This window comes from Mesorhizobium sp. M0293 (genome assembly GCF_040321735.1).
Lineage (GTDB): Bacteria > Pseudomonadota > Alphaproteobacteria > Rhizobiales > Rhizobiaceae > Mesorhizobium.
The window spans coordinates 41,464-65,583 of sequence record NZ_JAMYSA010000001.1 but is presented as its reverse complement, the minus strand read 5'-3'; the positions used below and the strand labels follow the sequence as shown (position 1 = coordinate 65,583).

The window sequence follows — 24,120 nt, the reverse complement described above, 5'->3', positions numbered from 1 at the left end:
GCCTGACGGCGCGGTGATGCCGGACCATACGCTGTCCATCGTCGTACCCATGTACAACGAGGCCGAGAACGTCGAGCCGCTGCTGGCACGGATTCACCAGGCGATGGAAGGCTACGACCAGCCGTGGGAGGTCGTGCTGGTCGATGACGGCAGCACCGACGCGACGGTGAGCGAGATCAGGCGCCTGGCAGCGCATTACGGCCCGCACGTGCATGCGGTCGAGCTGGTGCGTAACTACAAGCAGACCGCCGCGATGCAGGCCGGCATCGACGCGGCGCGCGGCGACGTCATCGCCACGATCGACGGCGACCTGCAAAATGATCCCTTCGACATCCCGCGCATGGTCTATCGCCTGCTGAGCGAGGATCTCGACCTGGTGGTCGGCTGGCGCAAGGACCGCCAGGAAGGTTTTTTCATGCGCAGACTGCCCTCGCGTATCGCCAACGCGCTGATCGCGCGCGTCACCGGCGTGCGCCTCAAGGACTATGGCTGCAGTCTCAAGGTCTATCGCGGCAACGTCATCCGCAGCGTCAAGCTCTATGGCGAGATGCACCGCTTCATCCCGGCCTGGCTAGCCACGGTGACCACCCCCAGACGCATCGCGCAGGAGGTGGTGACGCATCATGCCCGCATCCACGGCCAGTCCAAATACGGCATTTCGCGCACCTTCAGGGTCGTGCTCGATCTGGTGTTCATGTATTTCTTCATGCGCTACCGCACACGGCCCGGGCATTTTTTCGGTGGCATCGGCATTGTGCTTGGCGCGCTGGGTTCGCTGATCCTTGTCTACCTGCTTTGCCTGAAGCTGCTTTTCGCGGAAGACATCGGAACACGCCCGATGCTGTTCACCGGCTTCTTCCTGCTCATCGCCGGGGTGCAAATGGTGACGTCGGGCGTGCTGGCGGAAATGCTGGCACGCGTCTATCACGAGGCGAACGGAGCATCGGCCTATGTCGCGCGGCCGCGGCCGGCTTCCGGTGGCAATAACGGCTGGCACCGCCCCACCCGGCCATTGACCTGATCGGAACGCCCTGGAGTTCCATGCCGATTGTGGTGACCGGAGCCGCCGCTTTATTGGCAGCCACATCTGTCAGCGACTTCTAGAATGGCGGTCGGAGGGCAAGAGGTAAGGCGCAACGCCTGCGCCAACCTCTTGCCCTCGACTCTCGCCCCCCGGCGAAGACCAGAGCGGCCGACTCTTCAGTCAAATCGCGCCGCCACTTTTGGTTAGTAACGCGAACGGCAGCTGGCGCGCTGGCCGAAACCGCTCGGGCCGCAAATCCAAGGCGAATGACCCAGGAACGGGCCGCCATTGCCCAGGCGGTAGGAGACTTTCACCGGCGCCGGCCTGCCGATACGCTGCGGCCGCACGAAGGCCGCATAGGCCTCCTGCCTCGTGCGCGTCACGCTGGTCGTCTGTGTGAGCGGTTGGCGGTTGATCGGATGCAGCCGCTTGTTCTTGACGTAGTGCACCTTCTTGCCGAGCGTATGAACCGCCGACTTTGTGCCGATCGAACTGGTCCTGGTCGCATCCATGCTCTGGCATCCGGACACCATCGAGATCAGTGCAACAGCGGCAAATGCACAGGCATATTTCTTGCCGATCCTCGCCCCGCTTTCCATATTTTTTTTCATCGCCATCCCCTGCCACGAATATAAGCTGCTGGAGCGCGGAGATCTATTTGCTCTTGTTTGCTTTCCGCGCCACGCGAGTAGCCTATCGCCACTCACATCATGGATTGTATATTAGGGGAGACTTATTAAAGATCATGCAAACGACATGATGAGCGCGGCCTTTCGGCACTCGATCGGATATTATTAAAATTTGATCTTTTGGGATCGTGCCTGGCTCTGCCACAGGTTGCCGCCCGGCCATCAAGGCAAATGCGGTTCAGGGAGCTGTTTGCGCACGGACGCCTCTCGGCGTCAGCGTGGCGGATCCCAGCCGGGGTCAAAATGGAATGTGCGGGTTCCGATGCCGCCACGGCCGGCTCCAGAAACTGGATAGGCCACGCTGACGATGCGCACACCGCCCGCACCCTGCTGGAGCCCGTATATGCCTTCCAGGCCGCGGTCATAGAACGCAGCGCCAGGGACGGAGAGCGCGACACCGGCGAGCGAAGCCTGCAAGGCGAGTTTCGCGACATTGCGCCGCAACGAAATTCTGTTCTCCACGACGTGCCTGGTGATGATCACGACCACAAGCAACCCGTAGACGAACGCATTGAAGGCAGCGAACCAGTAGAAGCCGGTGGCGTCCGAGGCGCGGTCTACAAGAAGGACCGGCAGCGAATCTCCGATTGCAAGCGCCACATAGGGAACAATGACGCGGGCAGGCAGCAGGTTTTTCGGACCACTGCCCTTAGGGGTAACACGAAAATCGACGAACGACTTGGTCAGATAATCACGGATTGACGACAGCGTGCCCGCCAGCACCCACGGCCAACGCGCGAAGAACGAGAACAGCGTTCCTTCCCAACTGATCGTCTTGGCGGCGAGCGGGCGCGACAGGCTGAAGGACTTCAACAACATCACCAGCACAATCAGCGAAATCGAGTTCGGCGCATAGTACAAAAGGAAGTCAACATATGTCACATTGGCGAAGTTCTGCCCCGTAAGAAGCGCGTATATCGGCATGACGTACATGAGAAGTGAAAATACGGCGAAAAGCGGATACCAGAGCTGGCGAAACAGGAACTGGAATCTCAGCCGTGGCGATACCTTGGAGAGGTATGTGGGTGAGTATTCGAGCATGATCGTCATCAGGCTCCGCGACCACTGGAATTCCTGCGTGACAAGATCGGCAAAGGTTTGCGGGCCGTCGCCATGGGCAATGGCGTCTATCGCATGCACGCCGCGCCATCCAGCCGCAATGAACAGCATGGACGTCGAGTGATCTTCGGCCAGTTCCGGACCAAGGCCGCCGACTTGCTTGAGCGCGGCGGTTCGCACAGCATAGTGCGAGCCGATGCAGAGTGGCGTTCCGTCGCCCGTGTGGCCGGACTGCAAGGGTCCGTGGAACATCCCTTCCGGAAACAGCCGGCCGCGCGCCGACCAGCTTTCGGAGGCATTGTTGTCGCAAATGCTCGGTGCCGACACATAGCCAACTGCCGGGTCGGCAAAGGCGGCCAGGATTTCCCTGAGATAGGTTGGTGTCGGGACGTGGTCCGCATCCATCTGCGCGACGAAATGATAGCATTCATAACCATAGTGGTCATAGAAGAACGCCAGATTCCCCTCCTTGCAGCGCGTCCGGCGAGGCCACACCTTGCGGTGATAATCTTCCCGCCCGCGCCGCGTCGAAATCATGACGTTTCGGGCATCGCACCAGGCAACCGTTTCCTCGGAGGGATCCTCGTCGGCCAGCCAGGTATCATGCGGATAGTCCTGCGCCAGCATTGCCTCGAGGGTTCGCGCAACCACGGAAAACGGCTCTGACGGAGCCTTGGTCACCACCATCGCGACACGCGAATGCTTCGGGATCGTGTGAAGCCCGGACGGCTTTTTCATCGCATGCACGTTCAAGAGAAAATACATCGGCATGAACGTCAGCCATACGAGCGTGAGCGTTGCCAACATGTATGGAAAGACGTGTTCGAGGTGCTCGGGCTGCAGCCACCAGAACCAGAAAAATCCGAAGGTGACTGACCAGCAAGCAAGTCCCAGCCTCCAGATCCGCTGCTGGGTGGCCGACAGGACGGGTACCAAAAAAGGAGCCTTCTCCGCCGCCTTGCCCAGAGCCGCTCCATGCCGCCGTGTCGGCCTGGTCTTACCGCTGATGATCCTTCCGTCCGCGGAAACACTCATACACGTACCGCCGCACCCTAGCATCAGCCGAACGACGGCTGACAAGCCTACCCGGCCGTAGAATCTGCTCACGCCTTCTTAGAGAGTCAACTAAATTAGGAATTTGTTAATTAGGCTTCTTGAGAACTGGTTAACCTAACACCAAGGAGACAATTCCGTGGAACGGTCGCAACTCACCAACGCAGGACTGGCGATCAATTTTTAAGCGCCGGAGAATTCGTCGATGGGCCAAAGGCCGTGCGGTAAGACCGACTTGACAGCAGCGTTAACCATGTCGCGCGTGTTAAGGTTAAGCAACCGTTAATTGCACTTGACTCTTGGCCCTGTCCGGCTCTTAAATTAGCTAGGGATGATATATCGGGATATTGACGCGAATTTGTGAGTATCGCGGCGAACTTACTCTCGACCGCCCCCTATGTCGGGGCCTTGAGAGACAATTTTGGGTAGGCTCTGTGCGAAGGTTCGCACATCCGCCAATGGTCGCTCCGAAATCCCGCAGATTCCGCCAACAGGGCCGATCGGTTTTTGGGTAGTCGTGTCGAACAAGCATCGATGCGCACGGGCGAAGCCTTAACTTCCGCAAGAAGTTGAGGCCATGGGAGATCAACATGAAACACTCCGCAGCAAAGGCACTTGCAATCGCGCTGGTATTGGGCGGGAGCGCCGCGTTCCCCACTGCAGGCGTCGCCGGCTCCGTAGCCGCGACGGACCCCGTTCAGACGAGCAGCGCCGCCTCGGCATTCGGATCCTATGATCCTTATGGGGACTTCAGCGCCGACAAGAGTGCCAGCATCGAAGAGCTGTTCCTACCCTGGGAGGACGTCGATCTGGCGACGCTGCCACTGGCCGACGTCTATGCGCTGCAACGCGGCCGTTCGCTGCTGATCACGATTGAGCCGTGGACGTGGTCGAAGGACTGGCGCATCACCCCGCCCGAATTGCGCGACGGTATACTGAGCGGCAAATATGACGCCAACATGCAGGCGATCTGCGACCTAGTGGGACAGATGAAGAGCCCGGTGACCATTCGCTGGGCACAGGAAATGGAGGACAACAACGGCCGCTTCACCTGGGCCAACTGGGCTCCCAAGGACTGGATCTCCGCCTATAAGCGCGAAGTTGATCTTTGCCGGAAAGCCGCGCCGGCCGCCAAGTACATGTGGTCACCCAAAGGCGAAGAGGGTTTGGAAAAATACTATCCTGGTGACGACTACGTCGATGTCATCGGCCTGTCGGTGTTTGGTCTGCAGAAAAGGGACAATACCGAGGCCGGTCGTGACCGTACGTTCGCCGAGATGCTGAAGCCCGGCTATGACCGCGTCGCAGGATTCAACAAGCCGATCGTGGTGGCGGAACTCGGCTATGTCGGAAAGCAGGATTATGTGTCGAAGTGGCAGGAAGATACCCGCAAATCCTATGCGGAGTTCCCGGCGCTGACTTCGGTCGTCTACTTCAACCAGAAGGAAGTGTGGCCGTGGCTGGATGGCTACGGTCTGCCCGACTGGAGGGTAACCCAGCACGTCCTGCCGTAGACGCATCGTGCCGATCCATCCCGGCGCGATCGGGATGGATCTCCATCTCCCTGTTTGATCGTGATCTTCCCGAACCAGCGGTTCGGGAAGGTGGTTGAGGCATGGCATAAATCAGTCTGTGGAGGACTTTCGTGAAACGAATACTGGGAAATTGTCTCGGAGCGGCATTCGCCTGCTCCGTTCTTATTCTTGCCTTCCAGATCCCTACGACAGCCAAGGCGGCGACGAAAATCGCCGAGCAGGCACAAAAGGCCGCCGCGGTTCCTGACGAAGGCGTCTACCAGATCTATCAGAACCATACGTGGCTGTGGGCCAAGAAGGGCGCCGGATTCTTTGCCGTCAAACAGCGGCAGTTCGACGCCTGGACCCACGACAAAGGCAAATCGGGCTATGGCGATGGCATGTGGTTCATCCCCGGAGGCGGCAAGCTGTGCTACCGCGCGCAGTGGCACGGCTCCTGGGGTGTGAAGGGCTCGATGACCTGCTTCGAGCATCGCCAGGCAGGCAAGGTGATCTACAAGCGTAAATCCCCTGACGGCGAGTGGTACGTTTTCAGGAGTTCGCATCGCAACCGGTCGGACGAGTCGATGAAATTGAAATACGGCGACTACGTCACCAGGAAAATGAACCGGATCAAGGCAAAGCAGTAGATACTGTCTTCTGCGAGAAGCCACTGGTCTAAAGCGGGCCGACTGAACGGTTCAGGCGACCTGCTTTAGGTCCTTGTTTTTATGCATGCCGTTCTCGCGAAACCGAGGTCGCTTTTGGGCGACATGTATTAGGCCTTGCGCTCCCAGCGGCGGTCTGGCGTCTGCTGCCAGTAGGTGACGGCATGGCCGGCGTCCTTCATCACCTTCCAGTGTCCCCGCGCCGCTTCGACCTGGGCGGCATCGTGGCCGTCGAACAGGAACACCGCACGCTCGTAGCCGCCAAGGTCGGGCGGCGCCGCGCCGTCGACGAGGAACCTTATTTTGGCCTGGTTGGGATTGCCGTCGCCGGTGGTCAACAAGATCGGCTGTTCGCCGGGATGTGCCTCACGATCGGTTGCGTGGGCGAGGAACGAATCGTCACGGAAGGTCCAGAGATGCTGATCGAGCGCATCACGTCGTTCCTCGGTGCCGGTCTGCACCACGGCACGCCAGCCACGATCGACGCTGCGCTCCAGGAGGCCTGGCAGCGCATCCTCAAGCGTCGATTCGGTCAGGTGGTAGAACAGGACGTCGGCCATCGCTTCAGTCTATAGTGATTGAATCCGCTTACTGCTCATAATTGTCGCGCACCAGCCGGTCGAGCAACCTGACGCCGAAACCGGAACTCCAGGACTGGCTGATCTCGTTCGACGGCGAACCCATCGCCGTGCCGGCAATGTCGAGATGCGCCCAAGGCGTCTCCTTGACGAAGCGCTGCAGGAACTGCGCGGCGATGATGGCGCCGCCATAGCGGCCGCCGATGTTTTTCATGTCGGCGTTCTTGGAATCGATCAGCTTGTCATATTCGGCGCCAAGCGGCATGCGCCACAGGCGCTCCTGTGTCACCTGCCCCGCCGCCGCCAGCCTTTCGGCCAGTTCGTCGTTGTTGGAAAACAAGCCGGCATAGTGCTGGCCGAGCGCCACCATGATGGCGCCGGTCAGCGTTGCCAGATTGACCATGAATTTCGGCTGGAAGCGGTCGTTGCAGTACCACAGCGCATCGGCCAGCACGAGGCGGCCCTCGGCATCGGTGTTGAGCACCTCGATGGTCTGGCCCGACATAGAGGTGACAATGTCGCCGGGGCGCTGGGCATGGCCATCGACGGCATTTTCAACCAGACCGATGATGCCGACGACATTGGCCTTCGCTTTGCGCGCGGCCAGCGCATGCATCAGCCCGGTGACCGCGGCGGCACCGCCCATGTCGCCCTTCATGTCCTCCATGCCGGAGGCCGGCTTGATCGAATTGCCGCCGGTGTCGAAAGTGACGCCCTTGCCGACGAAGGCAACCGGACTGTCCTTTGGCTTGCCGCCATTCCACTGCATGATCGCCATGCGGGCGCCGCGCGGCGAGCCCTGTGCGACACCGAGCAGCGAGCCCATGCCGAGCTTCTTCATTTCCTTCTCGGCCAGGATCTCGACCTTGACGCCGAGCGCCTCGAGTTCCTTGGCGCGGGCGGCGAACTCGACCGGCCCGAGCACGTTTGCCGGTTCGTTGACGAGGTCGCGCGCCAGAAGGACGCCGTCGATCACCGCCTCGGCATCGGTGAAGGCCTTTTTCGCCGCGGCCGGATCGGCGGTTTGGATGGTCACCTTGACCGGCTTTTTCGGCTCGGCCTTGCCGTCGTCCTTGTCCTTCCTGGTCTTGTATTTGTCGAAGGAATAGCTGCGCAGGAGAATGCCCGCCGCAAGGCTTGCCGCATCCTTGCCAGTTGGCGACGCGCCGGCGAGATCGAGCACCACAGCCACGTCGGTCGCCTTGCGCAGCGACGCGGCAATGGTGCCGCCAAGTTTCAGCCACGCATAATCATCCAATCTCGACACCTTGCCGGCGCCTATCGCCACAAGCCTGTCGAGCGACGCTCCCTGTGGCGCCAGAACTTCCACGACGCTGGCGAACTTGCCCGTGAACTCGGCCACCGGAAAGGCCCGCTCCAGTGTCTTGCCGGGATCGCAAGCCTTGGCTGCGTCGCTCAGGCCGCCCTCATCCGCCGAGAGCACGAAGACTGTGCCCTTCTTGTTCGACGCGGTCTGGGGTGCGGAGAATTTGGCGAAGGCGATCGACGGTCTTTGATTCATCATGTCCTGCTTTCAGGGAATGCGCAGCTTTTGGGGAAAGCGGTTCGAAGCGATGCGCGACATTTGGTCGTTTTCGGGCATTTGGCAAGACTTTGCCGAATTCACATCCCATATGACCTACGGAATCGATAATGATTCTTCGCGGCACGGCCCCGCTTTTTGCCGCAACCTGTTGTTAACCATCGATGTTCTCCCTTTCTTATCCATTCCCGCCGACACTCCGGCCCGCCGGGGCGGGTGACCTGGGACGGGAACCGGATCGAGCCTCTGTTGGAGCCAGTTGTGCAGGCGCTGCCGGACAGCTACCCTTGTGCGGTGGCATGATGCCGTTCGAGAAAATCGAGAAAAGCCTTCATGAAGGTCGTTGAACGCTACATCATGCGCCGCGCTTTCGTGGTCTTCATGGCCGCGCTTGTCTGGACGCTGGCCATCGTGTGGACGACGCAGGTGCTGGCAAAGATCGACCTGGTTACCGACAGCGGCCAATCGGCGCTGACCTTCTTCGAGGTCGCCGCCCTCATTCTTCCGTCCATCATCCCGATCGTGGTGCCTTTCGCCCTGGTGGTGGCGGTCGCACAGACACTCAGTGTCATGAATTCGGATTCCGAGCTCGCCGTCGTCAACGCTGCAGGCGCCTCGCGCTGGACGATCGTGCGGCCAATCATGCTTTTAGCGCTCGCGGCGGCCGTCTTTTCCTTTGCCGTCGACAACGGCATCGACCCCTATGCACGACAGAAAAACCGGGCCCTGGTGGCGTCGTCGCGCGCGGATCTGTTGTCGCTGATCATCCAGGAGGGCACCTTCCGCAAGGTCGAGGACGGGCTGTTCCTGCAGGTCGGCGAGCGGCTTCCCGACAATCGGCTGGGCGGCATCTTCGTCGCCGATTCACGCGAGGAAGGCGTCAACCTCGTCTACTATGCCAAGACCGGCAGCATCGTCGAACGCGGCGGCGAAAAGGTGCTGATGATGAATGACGGCGTTATCCATCGCAAAACGCTGACCGGCGATCTCTCCGTCATCCGGTTCACCTCCTACGCCTTCGACATGTCGGCCTTCATGGCGGCGGCTTCGGCGGTGACACTCCTGCCGAAGGACCAGACGACCCAGTACCTGCTCAACCCGAGCGCCAACGACAAGAGTTATCAACAGACCCCCTACCAATACCAGGCCGAGGTCAACCAGCGGTTTTCGGAATGGACGTATTCCGTGGTCTTCGCGCTCATCGCGCTCGCGGTCGCCGGAGACGCGCGCTCGCACCGCGAGGCGCGCGTCAATCCGCTGATCACGGCGATTTCGATATCGCTGTTCGTGCGCTGGCTGGGCTTCTTTGCCGCCAGCAAGGCCGATGAGATCCCGCAATATGCCTACATGGTCTATGGCGTGCCGATTGTGGCTTCCGCGGTGGCGATCTGGTTTATCGTCTCCAACCGGACCATGGAACTGCCGGTGGCCTGGGCCGACTGGATGACAAACTTCGCCACCCGCATCGGTGACAGCTGGAACGCTCTCAAGCTGCGTCTGTCCAGGCGCGGCACTTCAAGGCAAGGGGTCAGCTGATGGGCTGGACGCTGGGCCGCTATTTCTTCTTCCGCTATGTGACGATCACCCTCTGGTTCTTCATCGGCCTCCTGGCGCTGGTGTTCCTGATCGATTTCACCGAACTCTCCGGTCGCACCACCGGCCTGCCCGGCTTCACCTATGGAACGGCAGTGGCCATTTCGGGGCTCCGCATGCCGATGATCATGCTGCAGACGGTGCCGTTTGTCGGTCTCTTCTCGGCGATGGCGACGCTGGTGTCGCTCAACCGGCGCTACGAATTGGTCATTGCGCGTTCCGCCGGCGTTTCCGCCTGGCAATTCCTCTTGCCGTGCTGCATCGGAGCCTTGCTGTTCGGCGTCCTGTCGGTTGGCGTCATCAATCCGCTCGCCGCTCATGCATTCTCCTGGTCCGAGCAGATCGAAACTCAGCTGCGTTCCGGCAAATCGAACACGGTTTCGGCCGATGCCGCGCCCTGGATCCGGCAGAAAACCAGTTCGGGCGACACCATCATCGGTGCGCGGGCCATCCTGAACCAGGGCCTGGAGATGGCCGATGTCGTCTTTTTCATTCTCGACCCGCAAGGCAACATCGTCGAACGCAAGGACGCCGCGCGCGCCTTCCTGCGCGACGGCTATTGGGAATTGCAGGACGTCAAGACGTTCCAGAACGGCACGATCCAGGTGTCGCCAAGCGATCGCGTGCCGACCAATCTGAAGCCCGAATTCGTGCAGGAGCGGCTGGCGCGCCCCGAAACCATCCCGTTCTATGACCTGCCCGGAAAAATCGAGGTTGCCCGCTCCTTCGGCCTCAAGGCAAATGCTTTTGCCATGCAGTTTGATTCGCTGGTGGCGTTGCCGTTCCTTCTCGTCGCCATGACGCTGATTGCGGCAACAGTTTCAATGCGATTTGCGAGGATGGGGCAGTCGGCGACGATGATTCTGGGTGGCATCATCGCTGGCTTTCTGCTTTATGTCGTTTCGGTGCTGGTGAAGGCATTCGGCGTGGCGGGGTTCGTGCCGACTGTCGTAGCAGCCTGGGTGCCGGTCGTAGTGGCTATGTTCTTCGGGGTGACTTTCCTGCTATACAAGGAAGACGGCTAGTGAGGGAGGCGTTTTTGCCCAGCAACAGGCAGGCCCGTTTGGCGCGCCTCTATGCGGCGACCGCCTTGGCGTGCGTGCTTGCCTGCGCCGTCCCAATGCCGGCGTTCGCGCAGGATGTCGGCGACATGGCGACGTCGGTTCCGTCCGGCTCGCAGATGCTGCTGGCGGCCGATACGCTGGTCTACAACAACGACAATCAGACGGTGACCGCCGTCGGTGGCGTGCAGATCGACTATGGTGGCAATCGCCTTGTCGCCCAGCGAGTCGAATACAATCGCAACACCAAGCGGATGGTCGCGAGCGGCAATGTCGAAGTCATCAACAGCGACGGCACCAAGATCAATTCGGAACATATCGACATCACCGATGATTTCGCCGACGGTTTCGTCAACGCGTTGCGCGTCGAAACCATCGACAAGGCCTATTTCGCCGCCGAAAGCGCCGAGCGCATGGGCGGCGTGCTGACCACGTTCCACAATGGCGTCTACACCGCCTGCGAACCGTGCGAGGACAAGCCCGACAAAGCGCCGACCTGGCGCGTCAAGGCCAAGAAGATCATCTGGAACGGCGAGAAGAAGACGGTTCGCTTCGAGAATGCGAATTTCGAGTTCTTTGGGTTCCCACTCGCCTATCTGCCTGCATTCGAGATTGCCGACCCGACGGTGAAGCGCAAGAGCGGCTTCCTGATTCCCGGTATCATCTTCAACGACGATCTCGGCGTCGGCGTGAAAATTCCCTATTATTTCGCACTGTCGCCGACCTATGACCTGACCGTCACCGGCACCGGCTACACCAAGCAGGGCTTCCTCGGTGAGGCCGAGTGGCGCCAGCGCTTCAACAATGGCCAGTACAGTTTGAAGATCGCCGGGATCCATCAGCAGGATCCCGATGCTTTTCTCGACACGACAGCTTTTCTCAGCACCGCCGGCCACAATGTCAACTCGGGTTCGGCGGGCGATCCCAACAAATTCCGCGGCATGATGGGAACCCAGGGCCAGTTCGCCATCAATTCGCGCTGGAATTTCGGCTGGGATGTGCTGCTGCAGACCGACAAGAACTTTTCGAACACCTACAACATCGACAAGTACAATGCTTCCGTCCACCAGTCCTCGGTCTATCTGACGGGCCTCAACGGCCGCAACTATTTCGACGTGCGTGCCATGCACTTCGATGTGCAGGAAGATACGCCGGACGACAACATATCCGCGCGAAGCGGGCAACAGCCCTGGGTGCTGCCGTCGCTCGACTACGCCTATATTCCCGACGTATCGGTGGCCGGCGGCCAGCTGTCGCTCAACGCCAACGCGCGGGTCATCCGTCGTGATGATCTCGATCAAGCCTTTTCGACCCCTTTTAACCCGCTTACGCCAACCGAGCGTGTCCGTGGCATCGAAGGCGAATCCGGCCGTGTCACCGTCGAGGCCGAGTGGAAACGCAGCTTCGTTACCGATGGCGGGCTGGTGTTGACGCCGTTGCTCGCACTGCAGGGTGACGTGGACTACCTCAACGCGTCGTCGGCTTCGCTTGCTGCCATCAAAGAGATGGCGACGAACCCTGAAATAAATACCAACGACGATATGCGCTCGTCATTTGCCCGTTACATGGCAACCGCAGGCCTTGAGATGCGTTGGCCAGTGCTGTTTTCAATGGCGAGTGGATCCAGCCACGTGATCGAGCCGATGGCGCAGGTCTTCATGCGCCCTAACGAGCAGTATGTCGGCGGTCTGGCTGTTCCCAACGAAGACGCCCAAAGCATAGTGTTCGACGCGACCACCTTGTTCGAGCGCGACAAGTTCTCCGGCTACGACCGTGTCGAAGGCGGTTCGCGCGCCAATGTCGGCTTCCGCTATTCCGGCTCGTACAACAATGGCTGGGGCACCAATGCCATTTTCGGCCAATCCTATCAGATCGGCGGCGAGAACTCCTTCGCCGCTCCGGATCTTGTCAATGTCGGCGCCTATTCAGGTCTCGACACGACCAAGTCCGACTATGTCGGCCTGTTTGGCATCAACAGCCCCAACGGCTTCGCGGCCTCGGTCAGCGGCCGTTTCGACGAACAGAGCTTTGAGATCCGCCGCGCCGAGCTGAAGGCCGCCTATTCCGGCCTGCCAGTGTCGCTGAGCGCCAAATACGCCTTCATCCAAGCCCAACCACTCTACGGTTTCACCACCGACCGCCACGAGGTCACACTCGGTGCATCGACGCATCTGGCCGAAAACTGGCGCGTCTTCGGCACCGGAACCTACGACTTGCAGCAAAGCCTGCTGGTCAAGGACGGTGTCGGCTTTGCCTACAACGACTCCTGTTTCACCTATCTGATGACCTACTCCCAGTCCCGCGACCTGAACACTAGGGAGGTGTCGCAGACCATCGGCTTCAACCTGTCGTTCCGCACCCTCGGCGATTTCGGCTCGTCGAGCAGTGCCATCGACACGATCCAGTAATCATCGGCGACATCGTTTCGCCGCATAGGGCTGGCACGGATTTCGCGCACCTGGAAACGATAAAATGGGCGGAACCGGGATAGAATTGGGATACCAACGATGAGGAAATACCTCTTTTCAGCAGGTTTCGCGTTGCTTGTAGCAGCGACGTCCGTGTCCATCACCGCGATGACGCCGCCGGCTTTCGCCAGCGAGATCAAATACGTCGTCAACGACATTCCGGTCACCACCGGCGACATCGCTCATCGCGCCGCCTTCCTGAAGCTGCAGCGCAAGAAGGGCGACGCCGGCCAGGAAATGATCGACCAGACGCTGCGCATGGCCGAGGCCAAACGGCTTGGCATCCGCATCAGCGACGCACAGGTCGAGGCGGCATATCAACGCTTTGCTTCGAGCAACAAGATGCAGCTCAGCCAGCTCGACGGCGTCATGGAGAAGTCAGGCGTCACCAAGAGTCACTTCAAGGAATTCATCCGCGCCCAGATGGCCTGGAACCAGGCCTTGAGCGCGCGTTACCGTTCCGGCGATGGCACCGGTGCCGTCAGCGAACAAGACCTTGTCAGGAAGATGCTCGAAAAAGGCGGCGCCAAGCCGAGCGCTACCGAGTACATGCTGCAGCAGGTCATCTTTGTGGTTCCGGCGGCCGAACGCAGCGCAACGCTGGCCAAGCGCAAGCGCGAGGCCGACGCCATGCGTGCCCGCTTCAGCGGCTGCAACACGACGCGCGAATTCGCCAAGGGCCTGATCGATGTCACCGTTCGCGATCTCGGCCGGGTGCTGGCGCCGCAACTGCCGCCGGACTGGGCCGAGCAGATCAAGGCTACCAAGGTCGGTGGTGCCACCGTCACGCGCGCGACCGAACGCGGCGTCGAATTCATCGGCATCTGCTCGTCGCGCGAAGTGTCCGACGACAAGGTCGCCCAGATGGTGTTCCAGAACGAGGGCTCCGGCGACAAGAACACCGATGAGCTCAGCAAAAAATATGTCGACGAGCTGAAGGCGAAAGCCCGCATCGTCAAGCGCTGACGTGGGCAGCACAATGGTTGCGCTCGCGTTGAGCGCCGGCGATCCGTCCGGCATCGGGCCGGAGATCGCCATCGCCGCTTTCATGGCGCGTGAGGCTGCCGCCCTGCCCCCCTTCTATCTGCTCGCCGATCCGGCGCTGATCGCCGCCCGGGCGCGCCTGCTCGGCATTTCGCTGCCGACCGCCGAAACGACCCCAGCACAAGCGGCGCAAGTCTTTGCCCGCGCGCTGCCGATCGTACCGCTGATTGCCCGCAGCATCGACAGCCCCGGCCGGCCGGAGCCGGCCAATGCGGCCGCCACCATCGAGGCCATCGACCGTGCCGTCGCCGACTGCCTTGCCGGCGAAGCCTTGGCCGTCGTCACCTGCCCCATCGCCAAGAAGCCGCTCTACGATGCCGGCTTCCGCTTTCCCGGCCACACCGAATACCTGGCGCATCTGGCGGCCCGGCACAGCGGCGTCGAGGCGATGCCTGTGATGATGCTGGCAGGCCCCGACCTGCGCACCGTCCCCGTCACCATCCACATTGCTCTGGCCGAAGTACCGAAGGCGCTGACCACCGAATTGATCGTCGCCACTGCGCGCATCACCGCCGCCGACCTCGCCAGCCGCTTTGGCATCGCCAGGCCACGGCTGGCCGTTGCCGGGCTCAATCCGCATGCCGGTGAAGGCGGCGCCATGGGCCTCGAGGACGAGCGTATCGTGCGCCCGGCGGTGGACATCCTGCGTGCCGAAGGCATCGATGCTTTCGGCCCTTTGCCCGCCGACACCTTGTTCCATGTCCGGGCACGGGCCGGCTATGATGTCGCACTTTGCATGTATCACGATCAGGCGCTGATCCCGGCCAAGGCGCTGGCCTTCGATGAGGCGGTCAATGTCACGCTCGGCCTGCCCTTCATCCGCACCTCGCCCGATCACGGCACCGCCTTCGACATCGCCGGCAAGGGCGTGGCGCGGCCCGACAGCCTGATGGCGGCATTGAAGCTTGCCCGGCAATTGGCCGACACGAACACGAGGCCGGTTGCCGCATGAGACCGCAGGGATGAGCATCGACGGGCTGCCGCCGCTGCGCGAGGTGATCGAACGTCATGGGCTACAAGCCAAAAAGGCGCTCGGCCAGAATTTCCTGCTCGACCTTAATCTCACCGGCAAGATCGCCCGCACCGCCGGCGACTTGTCCGACGCAACCGTAATCGAGGTCGGTCCCGGTCCCGGCGGGCTGACCCGCGCCTTGCTCTCCAACGGGGCGCGCCACGTCGTTGCCATCGAGCGTGACGAACGCTGCCTGGCAGCCCTTGCCGAAGTGTCCGATCATTATCCCGGCCGGCTGGAGATTGTCTCCGGCGATGCGCTGAAGACGGATTTCGCGGCACTCGCCAGTCGAGCAGGCGGGAGCGGCGGCCCGGTAAAGATCGTGGCCAACCTGCCCTACAATATCGGCACGGAACTCTTGGTGCGCTGGTTGACGGTCAGCGATTGGCCGCCCTTCTACACCTCGATGACATTGATGTTCCAGCGCGAGGTGGCCGAGCGCATCGTCGCTCCCGCCGGCAGCGACAGCTATGGCCGGCTCGGGGTTCTGGCCGGCTGGCGGATGGAGGCAAGAATCGCCTTCGACGTGCCTCCACAGGCATTCACGCCGCCGCCAAAGGTCACCTCCTCGGTGGTGCATCTGGTGCCGCGCCCTGCCCCCCTGGCCGCCGAGGTGAAAAAACTCGGCCGTGTCACCGAAGCCGCTTTCGGCCAACGCCGCAAGATGCTGCGGCAAAGCGTGAAAAGCCTCGGTGGCGAGGCTCTTCTCGAACGCGCCGGCATCGATCCGACACGTCGCGCCGAAACGCTCAGCGTCGAGGAATTCGTGCGGTTGACCAACGCGGTATGAGGACCGACATGCAGGAACTTGGGGTGGTGCCTCGACTTTTCCCGCTTGTGGTGGCGGGGCAAAAGACGTCCACCATACGCTGGCGCGAGACGACGATCGTGCCCGGTTACATGCGTTATGTCTGCGATGGTGACGCTACGTCGACAGCCATCGTGTGGGTTACGCGCTGTACGGAAATGCCGTTGTCGGAAGCTGCCGCCTTTGTCGGGCGGGAAAGCGAATGGCCAATGGATGTCATGCTGTCTGGAATGCGAGAGCACTATCCTGAGATCGAATGGACCGACATCGTGCAGATCGTCGAACATCTGACGCCGGCCGATAGCATGCGTCTATCCAGCTACCCGGCTGCCACGCCGTAACGGGTTCAGCCCGTCTTCTCGTCCAACAGTCCCGAGACGAAATCGAACAGGCCTGGCCGGCGATCGCGTCTTAGCCGCTCGGCGACGACGATGCCGCGCACTTCGGCGAAGGCGCGGTCGAGGTCGTCATTGATGATGACGAAATCATATTCCTTCCAGTGCTCGATCTCGTTGCGGGCGTTTTTCAGCCGCGTCTCGATCACCGCCTCCTGGTCTTCGGCCCGGCGCTTCAGCCGCGCCTTCAATTCCTTCATCGACGGCGGCAAGATGAAGATCGAGACAATGTCGGCGCGCATCTTCTCCTTGAGTTGCTGGGCACCTTGCCAGTCGATGTCGAACAGCATGTCGCGCCCTTGAGCCAACGCCAGTTCGGCCGGTTCGCGCGGGGTGGCATAGCAATTGCCGTGCACCTCGGCCCATTCGAGCAGCGCGTCGGAATCGCGCAGCCGCTCGAACTCGCGCACCGTCCGGAAATGGTAGTGGACGCCCTCGATCTCGCTGCCGCGGCGCGGCCTGGTGGTGACCGAGACCGACAGTTCGAGGCTGGAATCGCTTTCCAGAAGGTTGCGCGCGATCGTCGACTTGCCGGCGCCGGATGGCGACGACAGAACGAGCATCAGGCCCCGGCGGCGAATGCGGGACCCCAAATCCTTGGCAACCATCGGCTACTCCAGATTCTGAATCTGTTCACGAAACTGGTCGACCACCGCTTTCAGTTCCAGCCCGATCGCGGTGACGGCGGCGGCATTCGACTTCGAACACAGCGTATTCGATTCGCGGTTAAATTCCTGTGCCAGAAAATCGAGCTTGCGGCCGACCGCGCCGCCGGCTTCGAGCAGTGCCCGACCGGATGCGACGTGCGTTTTCAGCCGGTCGATCTCTTCGCGAATATCGGCTTTGGTGGCGAGGAACGCCGCCTCCATGTGCAGCCGGGTGGCGTCCAGGTTGGCGGAAGCGTCCATCAGCAGCCTGACCTGCTCGGCGATGCGTTCGCGGATTGCCACCGTCTCGCGCGACGGATCCGCCTCGGCCCGCAGCGTCAGCGCCTCGATTGTGTCGATATGGCCCGACAGCAGCAAAGCCAGCGCAGCGCCCTCACCCTGTCGTGCCTGTTCGAGCCCAGTCAGGGCGACCTCGAGCGCGACCATGACCACGGCGTCGAGCGCGGCCCTCGCCTCTTCGGTTTCGACAGTTTCGGGAATATCGAGCACGCCGCGCAGCGACAGCAATCCGTCCGATGTTGCGGGAGCAACGCCGAATTGCTCCTGCAGCCGCTTGGCGAGCCCGGCCAGATCCTTCAGGAAGGCTTCGTTGATGACCGGCTGCGCCTGCGCGCCTGCGGCACGGCCGATGGTCAGCGTCGCCTGGAAATTGCCGCGTGCAAAGCGTTTCTGAAGTGTCTGCCTGACGGCAGGTTCCAGCCGCTCGAAGCCTTGCGGCAGTCGCAGCCGCACTTCGATGCTCTTGCCGTTGACGGACTTGACCTCCCAGGCGATCGACGTGCCTTCATGCTCGGCGACGGCACGCGCAAATCCGGTCATGCTCTGCAAATTCATATCGCCCACAAGTCCCTGGCGCATCACCCCGAGACCGGCTTTCCGGAGAGGAGCAAGTGCTGCTTGAAAATGATCGCACCGCAGGCACGTCGAAATCGGATGCGCGGCGCTCTTGCAAATGTCGGGGCGTTGCCTGGTGGGCAACGCCTTTCTTTATTCTACTGGGCAGCGCCCGCGTCACCGCCGCTGTCGTCGCCACCGTCAGCCGGCTCACCATCGGTCGGCCCCCCGTCTGTCGGCTTGCCGGCATTGATGTCGCTGACGCCGGTGGCGGCCTTGGCGGCGTCATCGGCCTGCTTCTTCTGCAACGCACGATAGCGGGCGACATTCTCATTGTGCTCTTCCAGCGTCGCGGCAAAGACGTGCCCGCCGGTGCCATCGGCGACGAAATAGAGGTCATCGGTCTTCGACGGATTGGCCACCGCCTCCAGCGCCGCACGACCCGGATTGGCGATCGGCGTCGGTGGCAAACCGCTGATCACATAGGTGTTGTAGGGCGTCTGCTTCTGGATGTCCGATTGGTAGATCGGCCGGTCCGCCGGCTTGCCCTTGCCGCCGAACAGACCGTAGATGATGGTTGGGTCGGACTGCAGGCGCATGCCCTTGGCAAGCCGGTTCAGGAAGACGGCGGCAACCCGTGATCGCTCGTCACCCTTGCCGGTCTCCTTCTCTACGATCGAGGCCAGCGTAACAAACTCTTCGACATTGGCCAGCGGCAGGTCCGGCGCGCGCCGCTGCCAGACGTCGTCAACCAGCTTCTTCTGATCCGCCAGCAGCTTGTCGACCATCTGCTGGCGCGTCGCGCCGCGCGTGAAGCGCAGTGTGTCAGTGGCGAGACTACCTTCTGGAGGCGTGGTCGCCGGCATATCGCCGCTCAAGGCAGCGTCGTCGGTGATGCGCTGAAGCGCCTGCGCGACCGTCAGCCCTTCTGGAATGGTCAGCGAATACATCACCGACTTGCCGCTCTTCAAAAGCTCCATGATGTCGCGCATGGAGGCTCTGGGCTTGATCTCGTACTCGCCGGCCTTCAGCGCGGAATCATTGCCGAAGGCGCGCACGCCAAGGCGGAAGACCCGGGCGTCGCTGACCAGTCCGCGGCGTTCGAGCTGGTCGGCGATATCCTGAACGCCGGTGTTCGGCTTGACCAGGAAGGTGTCGCCATTGGCCGAGGGGCCGGGTTCGGTGAATTCCTGCTTGCCGAAATAGACCGCAACGCCGGCCGCCAGAACCATCAGCATCACCGAGGAGATGACGAAGTTCATGAACACGACGACCTGGCTGCGTGATGCACGCGAGCGCTTCGGCGGCGGCGTGCCGGCCTCAGGCCGCAACGCCTCGCTGGCCGTTTTCGGCACGATCGGTCCGGATGTCGCCGGCCGCTGCCCGAATTCTCCGTTGCCTGCCGGATTTGTGTTCATTTCGCCCTACCGTTTGATCGCCCAACGAATCCCCAACGGCAGAGTAGGGGCGAATATGGCAAAATTGACGGCACGCCAAAGCGGCGCCCGGCAGCCGGACGATCAGCCATTGTAGCGCTGGAAGACCAGCGACGCGTTGGTACCGCCAAAGCCGAAGGAATTGGAAAGCGCCACGTCAATCTGGCGGGCACGCGGCTTGTTCGGAACCAGGTCGATCGCGGTTTCTCGCTCCGGGTTGTCGAGGTTGATGGTCGGCGGCGCGACATTGTCTCTGATGGCAAGGATCGAAAAGATCGCTTCGGCGGCACCGGCCGCCCCAAGCAGATGGCCGATCGACGACTTGGTCGACGACATCGAAATCTTCGACGCGGCATTGCCGACAAGCCGCTCGACGGCGCCGAGTTCAATCGTGTCGGCCATGGTCGAGGTGCCGTGAGCGTTGATGTAGTCGACATCGGCAGGCGTCAGCTTGGCCCGGTTCAGCGCCGCCGTCATGCAGCGGAAGGCACCGTCGCCATCCTCGGCGGGCGCGGTGATGTGATGCGCGTCGCCGGTGAGACCATAACCGGTTACCTCGGCATAGATCTTGGCGCCGCGCGCCTTGGCATGCTCGAGCTCCTCCAGCACGACAACGCCGGCACCCTCACCCATGACGAAGCCGTCGCGGTCGCGATCATAGGGACGCGACGCCGTTTGAGGCGCATCGTTGCGATCGGTCGACAGCGCCCGGCACGCGGCGAAGCCGGCGATCGACAGCCGCGTCACCGGCGCTTCGGCGCCACCTGCGAGCATCACATCGGCATCGCCCCACATGATCAACCGGGCGGCATCGCCAATGGCGTGCGCGCCAGTCGAACAGGCCGTGACGACGGCATGGTTCGGGCCTTTCAGCCCGTGCCGGATCGAAACCTGCCCGGAGACGAGATTGATGATCTGGCCTGGGATGAAGAAAGGGCTGATGCGGCGCGGGCCGCGTTCCCTGAGGATCATCGCGTTCTCGGCGATGCCCTCGATGCCGCCAATGCCGGAGCCGATCAGGACGCCGGTGGCGCATTGCTCGGCATGTGTCTTCGGCTCCCAGCCGGAATCCTTCAGCGCTTCGTCGGCGGCGGCAATCCCGTACAGGATGAAGTCGCCGATCTTGCGCAATTCCTTCGGCTCGAGCACGGCCTCGGGATTGAAGGTGGCATTGCTGCCGTCGCCACGCGGAATGACGTGGGCGATCTTGCAGGCAAGATCCTCCACCTCGAACTCGGTGACGCGCTTGGCAGCGCTGCGGCCGGTCAGAAGTTCCTTCCAGCTGTGCTCGAAGCCCATGCCGAACGGCGACAGCAACCCAAGGCCCGTGACGACGACACGCCTCATCGCAGGTTCCTCCCCGGTGATGACTGCGGAAAGTGTCAGGCCGAAGCCTTGTCGATGTACTTCACCGCATCGCCGACGGTGAGGATGGTCTCGGCTGCGTCGTCGGGAATCTCGACGCCGAATTCTTCTTCGAACGCCATGACGAGTTCGACCGTGTCGAGGCTGTCGGCGCCCAGATCATCGATGAAGCTCGCCTGCTCCGTCACTTTGTCGGCATCGACGCCAAGGTGCTCGATGACAATCTTCTTGACGCGCTCTGCGGTGTCACTCATTTGGGCATCCTCGTCTTTTGTTTGTCTGTCTTCGTTAGCGGGCAGAATGCCGCTAATCAAGCTGAAAGATGGTCCTGCCGGAAACGCAACGGCTACGACCGGTTTTTGCCCGAACCGCCGGGTTGCGGGCCGCATTACACGAAAATCAGCTGAGGTCCAAGCCGAAATGGGCCTTCTCCGATGACTTTGAGCGGGTTCTGTCGCGACCCCGCTCCATCCCTCCGTCGCATGCGTGCCTGGCGTCCCGCAAAAGAAATTCCGCGAGAATGGTCCAGCAGGATGACCGATGCGGGTCGATTAGAGTCATTGTTCTAGACGCGAACCAGCGACAAGACGGGCATCTTGGGCATGCCGACGACAGCCAGACGAAAATCGAAAATGGAGATAGCCTGCTAACTGAAAAGTTACTCCATCATGGTACCGTTAATGATTCTGTCAAGAAATGGTGCCCCGATGACGGTCGCGCTGGCTTGCGGGAATAAGAAAAGGAGTGGACGTATGTCATCCTTGCTCAACAAAAGACGCCTGACGACCAAGCGCTGCCTAGTCATACTGGCGATTTTCGCATTTGGCATTCTGCCTGCGCGGGCATTGGAATCCATAAAGCTCCCAGAACCGCCGGACACGGTTGCTTTCAATATCCAGAAGAACGGTGAATCGACTCCGATCACCTTGAGGCAACTGGAGAAGCTCGGCCTCTATAGGATCACTACCCCAAGTCCTTTCGAAAGCGGCCAGCTTACATTTGAAGGCGTCCTGTTCAGCGATGTGCTCAAGCTGGTTGGATTGGAGGGCAAGGATTCCGTTGTTCTGCGAGCAGTCGACGACTATGTGCAGATAATTCCGAGAGAGGACTGGACCGACGGTCCTCTCCTGCTTGCCACGCGACAGGACGGAAAGTTGCTGACCCGACGCACCCAGGGTCCTACCCGGCTCGTCTATCCCCTCAATGACTATCCTGGCTTTGATACGCCGATTCGCAAACCACGATGGGTCTGGCTGATCAAGGCGATCGAGTCCGGCAGCTAGTTGAGCTTCCGCGTGACCTTGATGGCAAGGCTTAGAAAGAGGGGCTGGCGAGGAAAGAGGGGCTGGCGAGTTCCGGTTACATACGGGACAGCCATAGCTGCAGCCGTGGCCTGTTCAAGCATCTTGATCACGGTGTTGTTTCTCAGCATCAGCAAGATAGAGTCATCGCTGCCCCGGTTCGGGTTTTTCGCCATTCGCGAATTCCACATCGCCATACGCGACGTGACGCACTTGCGGGATATGATTTCGCTCGCTCAGGCTGCGCCCACGTCCACAACAGGCCTCGATCAGCTACTGGCGGCAAATGATCTGGTTTATGTCCGCTTCGAGCGGGTCGACGGCAGTGGAACGAGTCGTGAAATTCCTGCCTACGCGGGGATCGTGCCGCGCGTCAACGACCTGGTGACGCGGACTGATGCGCTGATTGCCGCCGGGCTACCTCTCGATGCAGACAGATTGAAGGAAATGGGGCTGGAACTCGATCAGATCGTAGCCCGAATGAATGAGGAGTATTATAAATTCGGTGAACAGGTAAACGCCGATCTCTACGCCTCAGAAATCAGCCTGAATAGATTTAATTATCAGATTTCCTTCGCGTTGGCGATTTTGTCACTACTTGCAATCGGGACTGCCGTATTGCTTATCGGCCGCCGTGAGACCATAAAGAAACTGGAATTTCTGGCTTGGCGTGACGCGACCACTGGTTTGAAGAACCGTGCCTGGATGTCAGCCAATAGAGACGATTTGCTGGATCGCGCAAAGCTAGCTGGCAAGCAACTCCATCTTTACCTGATCGACCTCGATCATTTCAAGAATGTGAATGATACGTTCGGCCATCACGTTGGCGATCTTCTGCTGAAAGCCGTCGCCGAAATCCTGCAGTTGATCGAACGCCCCGATGACGTATTTGCGGTTCGATTGGGTGGAGACGAGTTCGCCGTCATCGAGGTTGGAATGACGCATTCGGCCGAAAAAGGTCTCGGCAATCGTCTTCGGGAGCAATTGAATGGGTTTGCCGAGCTGGAAGGCCATCAAGTTCGAGTTGGCGCAAGCATCGGCATGGCCAGTTTTCCGCAGCACGGTGCGGACATTTCAACATTGATGCGCAACGCGGATAGCGCTCTCTATGCCGCAAAAGCCCAGGGGCGGGCCGGCCTGGTGACGTTTTCGCCTGCAATCCTCAGTCAAATCGATGTGCAGCTTGGCGAAGAGGCCGCAATCAAGCGAGCGCTTAATTGCGACGAATTCTTCCTGGTCTGGCAACCACAATTTGAGTTGGCAACCGGCCGCATGACCGGGGCCGAGGCCTTGGTCCGTTGGCGTGACCCGATCTCAGGGGCGATTCGGCCGCCGATATCGTTTATTCCAACAGCCGAGCGAAGTGACCTGATATTGGAACTCGACAAATTGGTCTTGAGCAAGGCTTGCCGGCAGGCAGCACAGTGGCTGCCCATTTGCTCGGAGGACTTTGTCTGCTCGGTAAATGTTTCAGGAAAGAGTCTTCAGAACGACGTGTACTTCACCCATCTGGTTGAAGTGTTGCGACAAACGGGACTGCCGACGTCACGTCTGCAACTGGAAATCACTGAAGGGGTGTTTGTCCAGAACAGCCGAAGCGCTTTGGATATCCTGACCGAAATTCGAAACATCGGAGTCAGTTTGGCACTCGACGATTTTGGCTCTGGCTATGCAAGTTTCGGCTATCTCGCCGATTTCAACCTGGATCAATTGAAGATCGACCGGTCCTTCTTGAGCGATTTGGCATCGTCCCCGAAAAAGCAGAATGTCGTGCGAGGGATCATAGCGCTGGCCAATTCGCTCAGCCTGACGGTTGTGGCGGAGGGGGTGGAAAACGAAGCGCAGCTAGATTTTCTGATCGCTGAACAATGTCACCGCGCTCAAGGGTTCTTTATGTCGAAGCCCATCGAAGAAACCTTGCTGACAAACCATATGATTGCCCGGCGAGGCAGGACGAGAAGCGCAGGAAAATTCAAGCTGAGCCTCTCTGCCTAGTCATCGTTCGAC

The 24,120-nt window shown here is 60.7% G+C and carries 21 protein-coding genes; 12 read left to right on the top strand and 9 right to left on the bottom strand.

Going from position 1 to position 24,120, the window contains the following annotated elements:
• The first annotated feature begins 16 nt into the window (after window positions 1-16).
• Window positions 17-1,021 (top strand): glycosyltransferase family 2 protein, encoded by a 1,005-nt coding sequence (locus tag NKJ06_RS00310; protein WP_352627316.1) that lies wholly within the window; start codon window positions 17-19, stop codon window positions 1,019-1,021.
• 206 nt (window positions 1,022-1,227) lie between these two features.
• Here the strand turns inward: NKJ06_RS00310 and NKJ06_RS00305 are convergent, their stop codons facing one another.
• Together NKJ06_RS00305 and NKJ06_RS00300 are read right to left on the bottom strand one after the other, a co-directional pair.
• On the bottom strand, window positions 1,228-1,635 hold the full coding sequence (locus tag NKJ06_RS00305) for a hypothetical protein (RefSeq protein WP_352627048.1): 408 nt from the start codon (window positions 1,633-1,635) through the stop codon (window positions 1,228-1,230).
• 291 nt (window positions 1,636-1,926) lie between these two features.
• The gene (locus tag NKJ06_RS00300; protein WP_352627046.1) at window positions 1,927-3,807 is read right to left on the bottom strand and encodes a glycosyltransferase family 2 protein; all 1,881 of its coding nucleotides are present in this window, start codon (window positions 3,805-3,807) and stop codon (window positions 1,927-1,929) included.
• A 608-nt stretch (window positions 3,808-4,415) separates the two neighbouring features.
• Here NKJ06_RS00300 and NKJ06_RS00295 point away from each other — a divergent pair.
• Complete coding sequence (locus tag NKJ06_RS00295; protein ID WP_352627044.1) at window positions 4,416-5,339, top strand: glycoside hydrolase family 26 protein; 924 nt, start codon at window positions 4,416-4,418, stop codon at window positions 5,337-5,339.
• 131 nt (window positions 5,340-5,470) lie between these two features.
• Window positions 5,471-5,989, top strand: coding sequence for a DUF995 domain-containing protein (locus NKJ06_RS00290; RefSeq protein WP_352627042.1), 519 nt, complete (start codon window positions 5,471-5,473; stop codon window positions 5,987-5,989).
• A gap of 128 nt (window positions 5,990-6,117) precedes the next feature.
• Here the strand turns inward: NKJ06_RS00290 and NKJ06_RS00285 are convergent, their stop codons facing one another.
• The gene (locus tag NKJ06_RS00285; protein WP_352627040.1) at window positions 6,118-6,567 is read right to left on the bottom strand and encodes a DNA polymerase III subunit chi; all 450 of its coding nucleotides are present in this window, start codon (window positions 6,565-6,567) and stop codon (window positions 6,118-6,120) included.
• Window positions 6,568-6,595: 28 nt separating this feature from the next.
• A complete protein-coding gene (locus NKJ06_RS00280; RefSeq protein ID WP_352627314.1) occupies window positions 6,596-8,107 on the bottom strand; it encodes a leucyl aminopeptidase in 1,512 nt (503 codons plus the stop codon).
• Between the two features lie 354 nt (window positions 8,108-8,461).
• Between NKJ06_RS00280 and lptF the strand changes: the two genes are divergently transcribed.
• From lptF to NKJ06_RS00245, 7 genes are all read left to right on the top strand, one after another.
• Window positions 8,462-9,664: an LPS export ABC transporter permease LptF gene (lptF, locus tag NKJ06_RS00275; RefSeq protein ID WP_352627038.1), complete on the top strand. Its 1,203-nt coding sequence runs from the start codon at window positions 8,462-8,464 to the stop codon at window positions 9,662-9,664.
• Complete coding sequence (gene lptG / locus NKJ06_RS00270; RefSeq protein ID WP_352627312.1) at window positions 9,661-10,746, top strand: LPS export ABC transporter permease LptG; 1,086 nt, start codon at window positions 9,661-9,663, stop codon at window positions 10,744-10,746. The genes lptF and lptG overlap by 4 nt, the downstream gene beginning before the upstream one ends.
• Complete coding sequence (locus NKJ06_RS00265) at window positions 10,746-13,190, top strand: LPS-assembly protein LptD (RefSeq protein ID WP_352627036.1); 2,445 nt, start codon at window positions 10,746-10,748, stop codon at window positions 13,188-13,190. The genes lptG and NKJ06_RS00265 overlap by 1 nt, the downstream gene beginning before the upstream one ends.
• 99 nt (window positions 13,191-13,289) lie before the next feature.
• Window positions 13,290-14,216, top strand: coding sequence for a SurA N-terminal domain-containing protein (locus NKJ06_RS00260; RefSeq protein ID WP_352627034.1), 927 nt, complete (start codon window positions 13,290-13,292; stop codon window positions 14,214-14,216).
• Between the two features lie 13 nt (window positions 14,217-14,229).
• Window positions 14,230-15,246, top strand: coding sequence for a 4-hydroxythreonine-4-phosphate dehydrogenase PdxA (gene pdxA / locus NKJ06_RS00255; RefSeq protein WP_352627032.1), 1,017 nt, complete (start codon window positions 14,230-14,232; stop codon window positions 15,244-15,246).
• 10 nt (window positions 15,247-15,256) lie between these two features.
• Window positions 15,257-16,096, top strand: coding sequence for a 16S rRNA (adenine(1518)-N(6)/adenine(1519)-N(6))-dimethyltransferase RsmA (gene rsmA, locus NKJ06_RS00250; protein ID WP_352627031.1), 840 nt, complete (start codon window positions 15,257-15,259; stop codon window positions 16,094-16,096).
• Between the two features lie 8 nt (window positions 16,097-16,104).
• Complete coding sequence (locus tag NKJ06_RS00245; protein ID WP_352627029.1) at window positions 16,105-16,455, top strand: ASCH domain-containing protein; 351 nt, start codon at window positions 16,105-16,107, stop codon at window positions 16,453-16,455.
• Window positions 16,456-16,460: 5 nt separating this feature from the next.
• On the opposite strand, the gene gmk is transcribed toward NKJ06_RS00245, so the two are convergent.
• The 5 genes from gmk to NKJ06_RS00220 form a co-directional block, all read right to left on the bottom strand.
• A complete protein-coding gene (gene gmk, locus NKJ06_RS00240) occupies window positions 16,461-17,117 on the bottom strand; it encodes a guanylate kinase (protein WP_352627028.1) in 657 nt (218 codons plus the stop codon).
• Window positions 17,118-17,120: 3 nt separating this feature from the next.
• Window positions 17,121-18,011: a YicC/YloC family endoribonuclease gene (locus tag NKJ06_RS00235; RefSeq protein WP_352627027.1), complete on the bottom strand. Its 891-nt coding sequence runs from the start codon at window positions 18,009-18,011 to the stop codon at window positions 17,121-17,123.
• 158 nt (window positions 18,012-18,169) lie between these two features.
• Window positions 18,170-19,429 carry an endolytic transglycosylase MltG gene (mltG, locus tag NKJ06_RS00230; RefSeq protein WP_352627026.1) on the bottom strand — a complete coding sequence of 420 codons (1,260 nt, stop codon included), beginning with the start codon at window positions 19,427-19,429 and terminating at the stop codon, window positions 18,170-18,172.
• Between the two features lie 102 nt (window positions 19,430-19,531).
• Window positions 19,532-20,794, bottom strand: a complete 1,263-nt coding sequence (gene fabF, locus NKJ06_RS00225; protein ID WP_352627025.1) for a beta-ketoacyl-ACP synthase II — start codon at window positions 20,792-20,794, stop codon at window positions 19,532-19,534.
• 35 nt (window positions 20,795-20,829) lie between these two features.
• Window positions 20,830-21,066 (bottom strand): acyl carrier protein, encoded by a 237-nt coding sequence (locus NKJ06_RS00220; RefSeq protein WP_006203723.1) that lies wholly within the window; start codon window positions 21,064-21,066, stop codon window positions 20,830-20,832.
• Window positions 21,067-21,564: 498 nt separating this feature from the next.
• On the opposite strand from NKJ06_RS00220, the gene NKJ06_RS00215 reads away from it, so the two are divergent.
• Complete coding sequence (locus NKJ06_RS00215; protein ID WP_352627023.1) at window positions 21,565-22,095, top strand: putative pterin-binding protein; 531 nt, start codon at window positions 21,565-21,567, stop codon at window positions 22,093-22,095.
• Window positions 22,096-22,227: 132 nt separating this feature from the next.
• Window positions 22,228-24,108 (top strand): putative bifunctional diguanylate cyclase/phosphodiesterase, encoded by a 1,881-nt coding sequence (locus NKJ06_RS00210; RefSeq protein ID WP_352627311.1) that lies wholly within the window; start codon window positions 22,228-22,230, stop codon window positions 24,106-24,108.
• The last annotated feature ends 12 nt before the right edge of the window (window positions 24,109-24,120 follow it).

Coding starts and splice junctions, on each gene's coding strand:
- NKJ06_RS00215 (WP_352627023.1), top strand. CDS start 21,565: ATGTCATCCTTGCTCAACAAAAGACGCCTGACGACCAAGCGCTGCCTA.
- NKJ06_RS00235 (WP_352627027.1), bottom strand. CDS start 18,011: ATGAATTTGCAGAGCATGACCGGATTTGCGCGTGCCGTCGCCGAGCAT.
- NKJ06_RS00260 (WP_352627034.1), top strand. CDS start 13,290: ATGAGGAAATACCTCTTTTCAGCAGGTTTCGCGTTGCTTGTAGCAGCG.
- mltG (WP_352627026.1), bottom strand. CDS start 19,429: ATGAACACAAATCCGGCAGGCAACGGAGAATTCGGGCAGCGGCCGGCG.
- NKJ06_RS00220 (WP_006203723.1), bottom strand. CDS start 21,066: ATGAGTGACACCGCAGAGCGCGTCAAGAAGATTGTCATCGAGCACCTT.
- pdxA (WP_352627032.1), top strand. CDS start 14,230: ATGGTTGCGCTCGCGTTGAGCGCCGGCGATCCGTCCGGCATCGGGCCG.
- NKJ06_RS00300 (WP_352627046.1), bottom strand. CDS start 3,807: ATGAGTGTTTCCGCGGACGGAAGGATCATCAGCGGTAAGACCAGGCCG.
- lptF (WP_352627038.1), top strand. CDS start 8,462: ATGAAGGTCGTTGAACGCTACATCATGCGCCGCGCTTTCGTGGTCTTC.
- NKJ06_RS00245 (WP_352627029.1), top strand. CDS start 16,105: ATGCAGGAACTTGGGGTGGTGCCTCGACTTTTCCCGCTTGTGGTGGCG.
- rsmA (WP_352627031.1), top strand. CDS start 15,257: ATGAGCATCGACGGGCTGCCGCCGCTGCGCGAGGTGATCGAACGTCAT.
- gmk (WP_352627028.1), bottom strand. CDS start 17,117: ATGGTTGCCAAGGATTTGGGGTCCCGCATTCGCCGCCGGGGCCTGATG.
- NKJ06_RS00305 (WP_352627048.1), bottom strand. CDS start 1,635: ATGAAAAAAAATATGGAAAGCGGGGCGAGGATCGGCAAGAAATATGCC.
- fabF (WP_352627025.1), bottom strand. CDS start 20,794: ATGAGGCGTGTCGTCGTCACGGGCCTTGGGTTGCTGTCGCCGTTCGGC.
- NKJ06_RS00280 (WP_352627314.1), bottom strand. CDS start 8,107: ATGAATCAAAGACCGTCGATCGCCTTCGCCAAATTCTCCGCACCCCAG.
- NKJ06_RS00295 (WP_352627044.1), top strand. CDS start 4,416: ATGAAACACTCCGCAGCAAAGGCACTTGCAATCGCGCTGGTATTGGGC.
- NKJ06_RS00310 (WP_352627316.1), top strand. CDS start 17: ATGCCGGACCATACGCTGTCCATCGTCGTACCCATGTACAACGAGGCC.
- NKJ06_RS00285 (WP_352627040.1), bottom strand. CDS start 6,567: ATGGCCGACGTCCTGTTCTACCACCTGACCGAATCGACGCTTGAGGAT.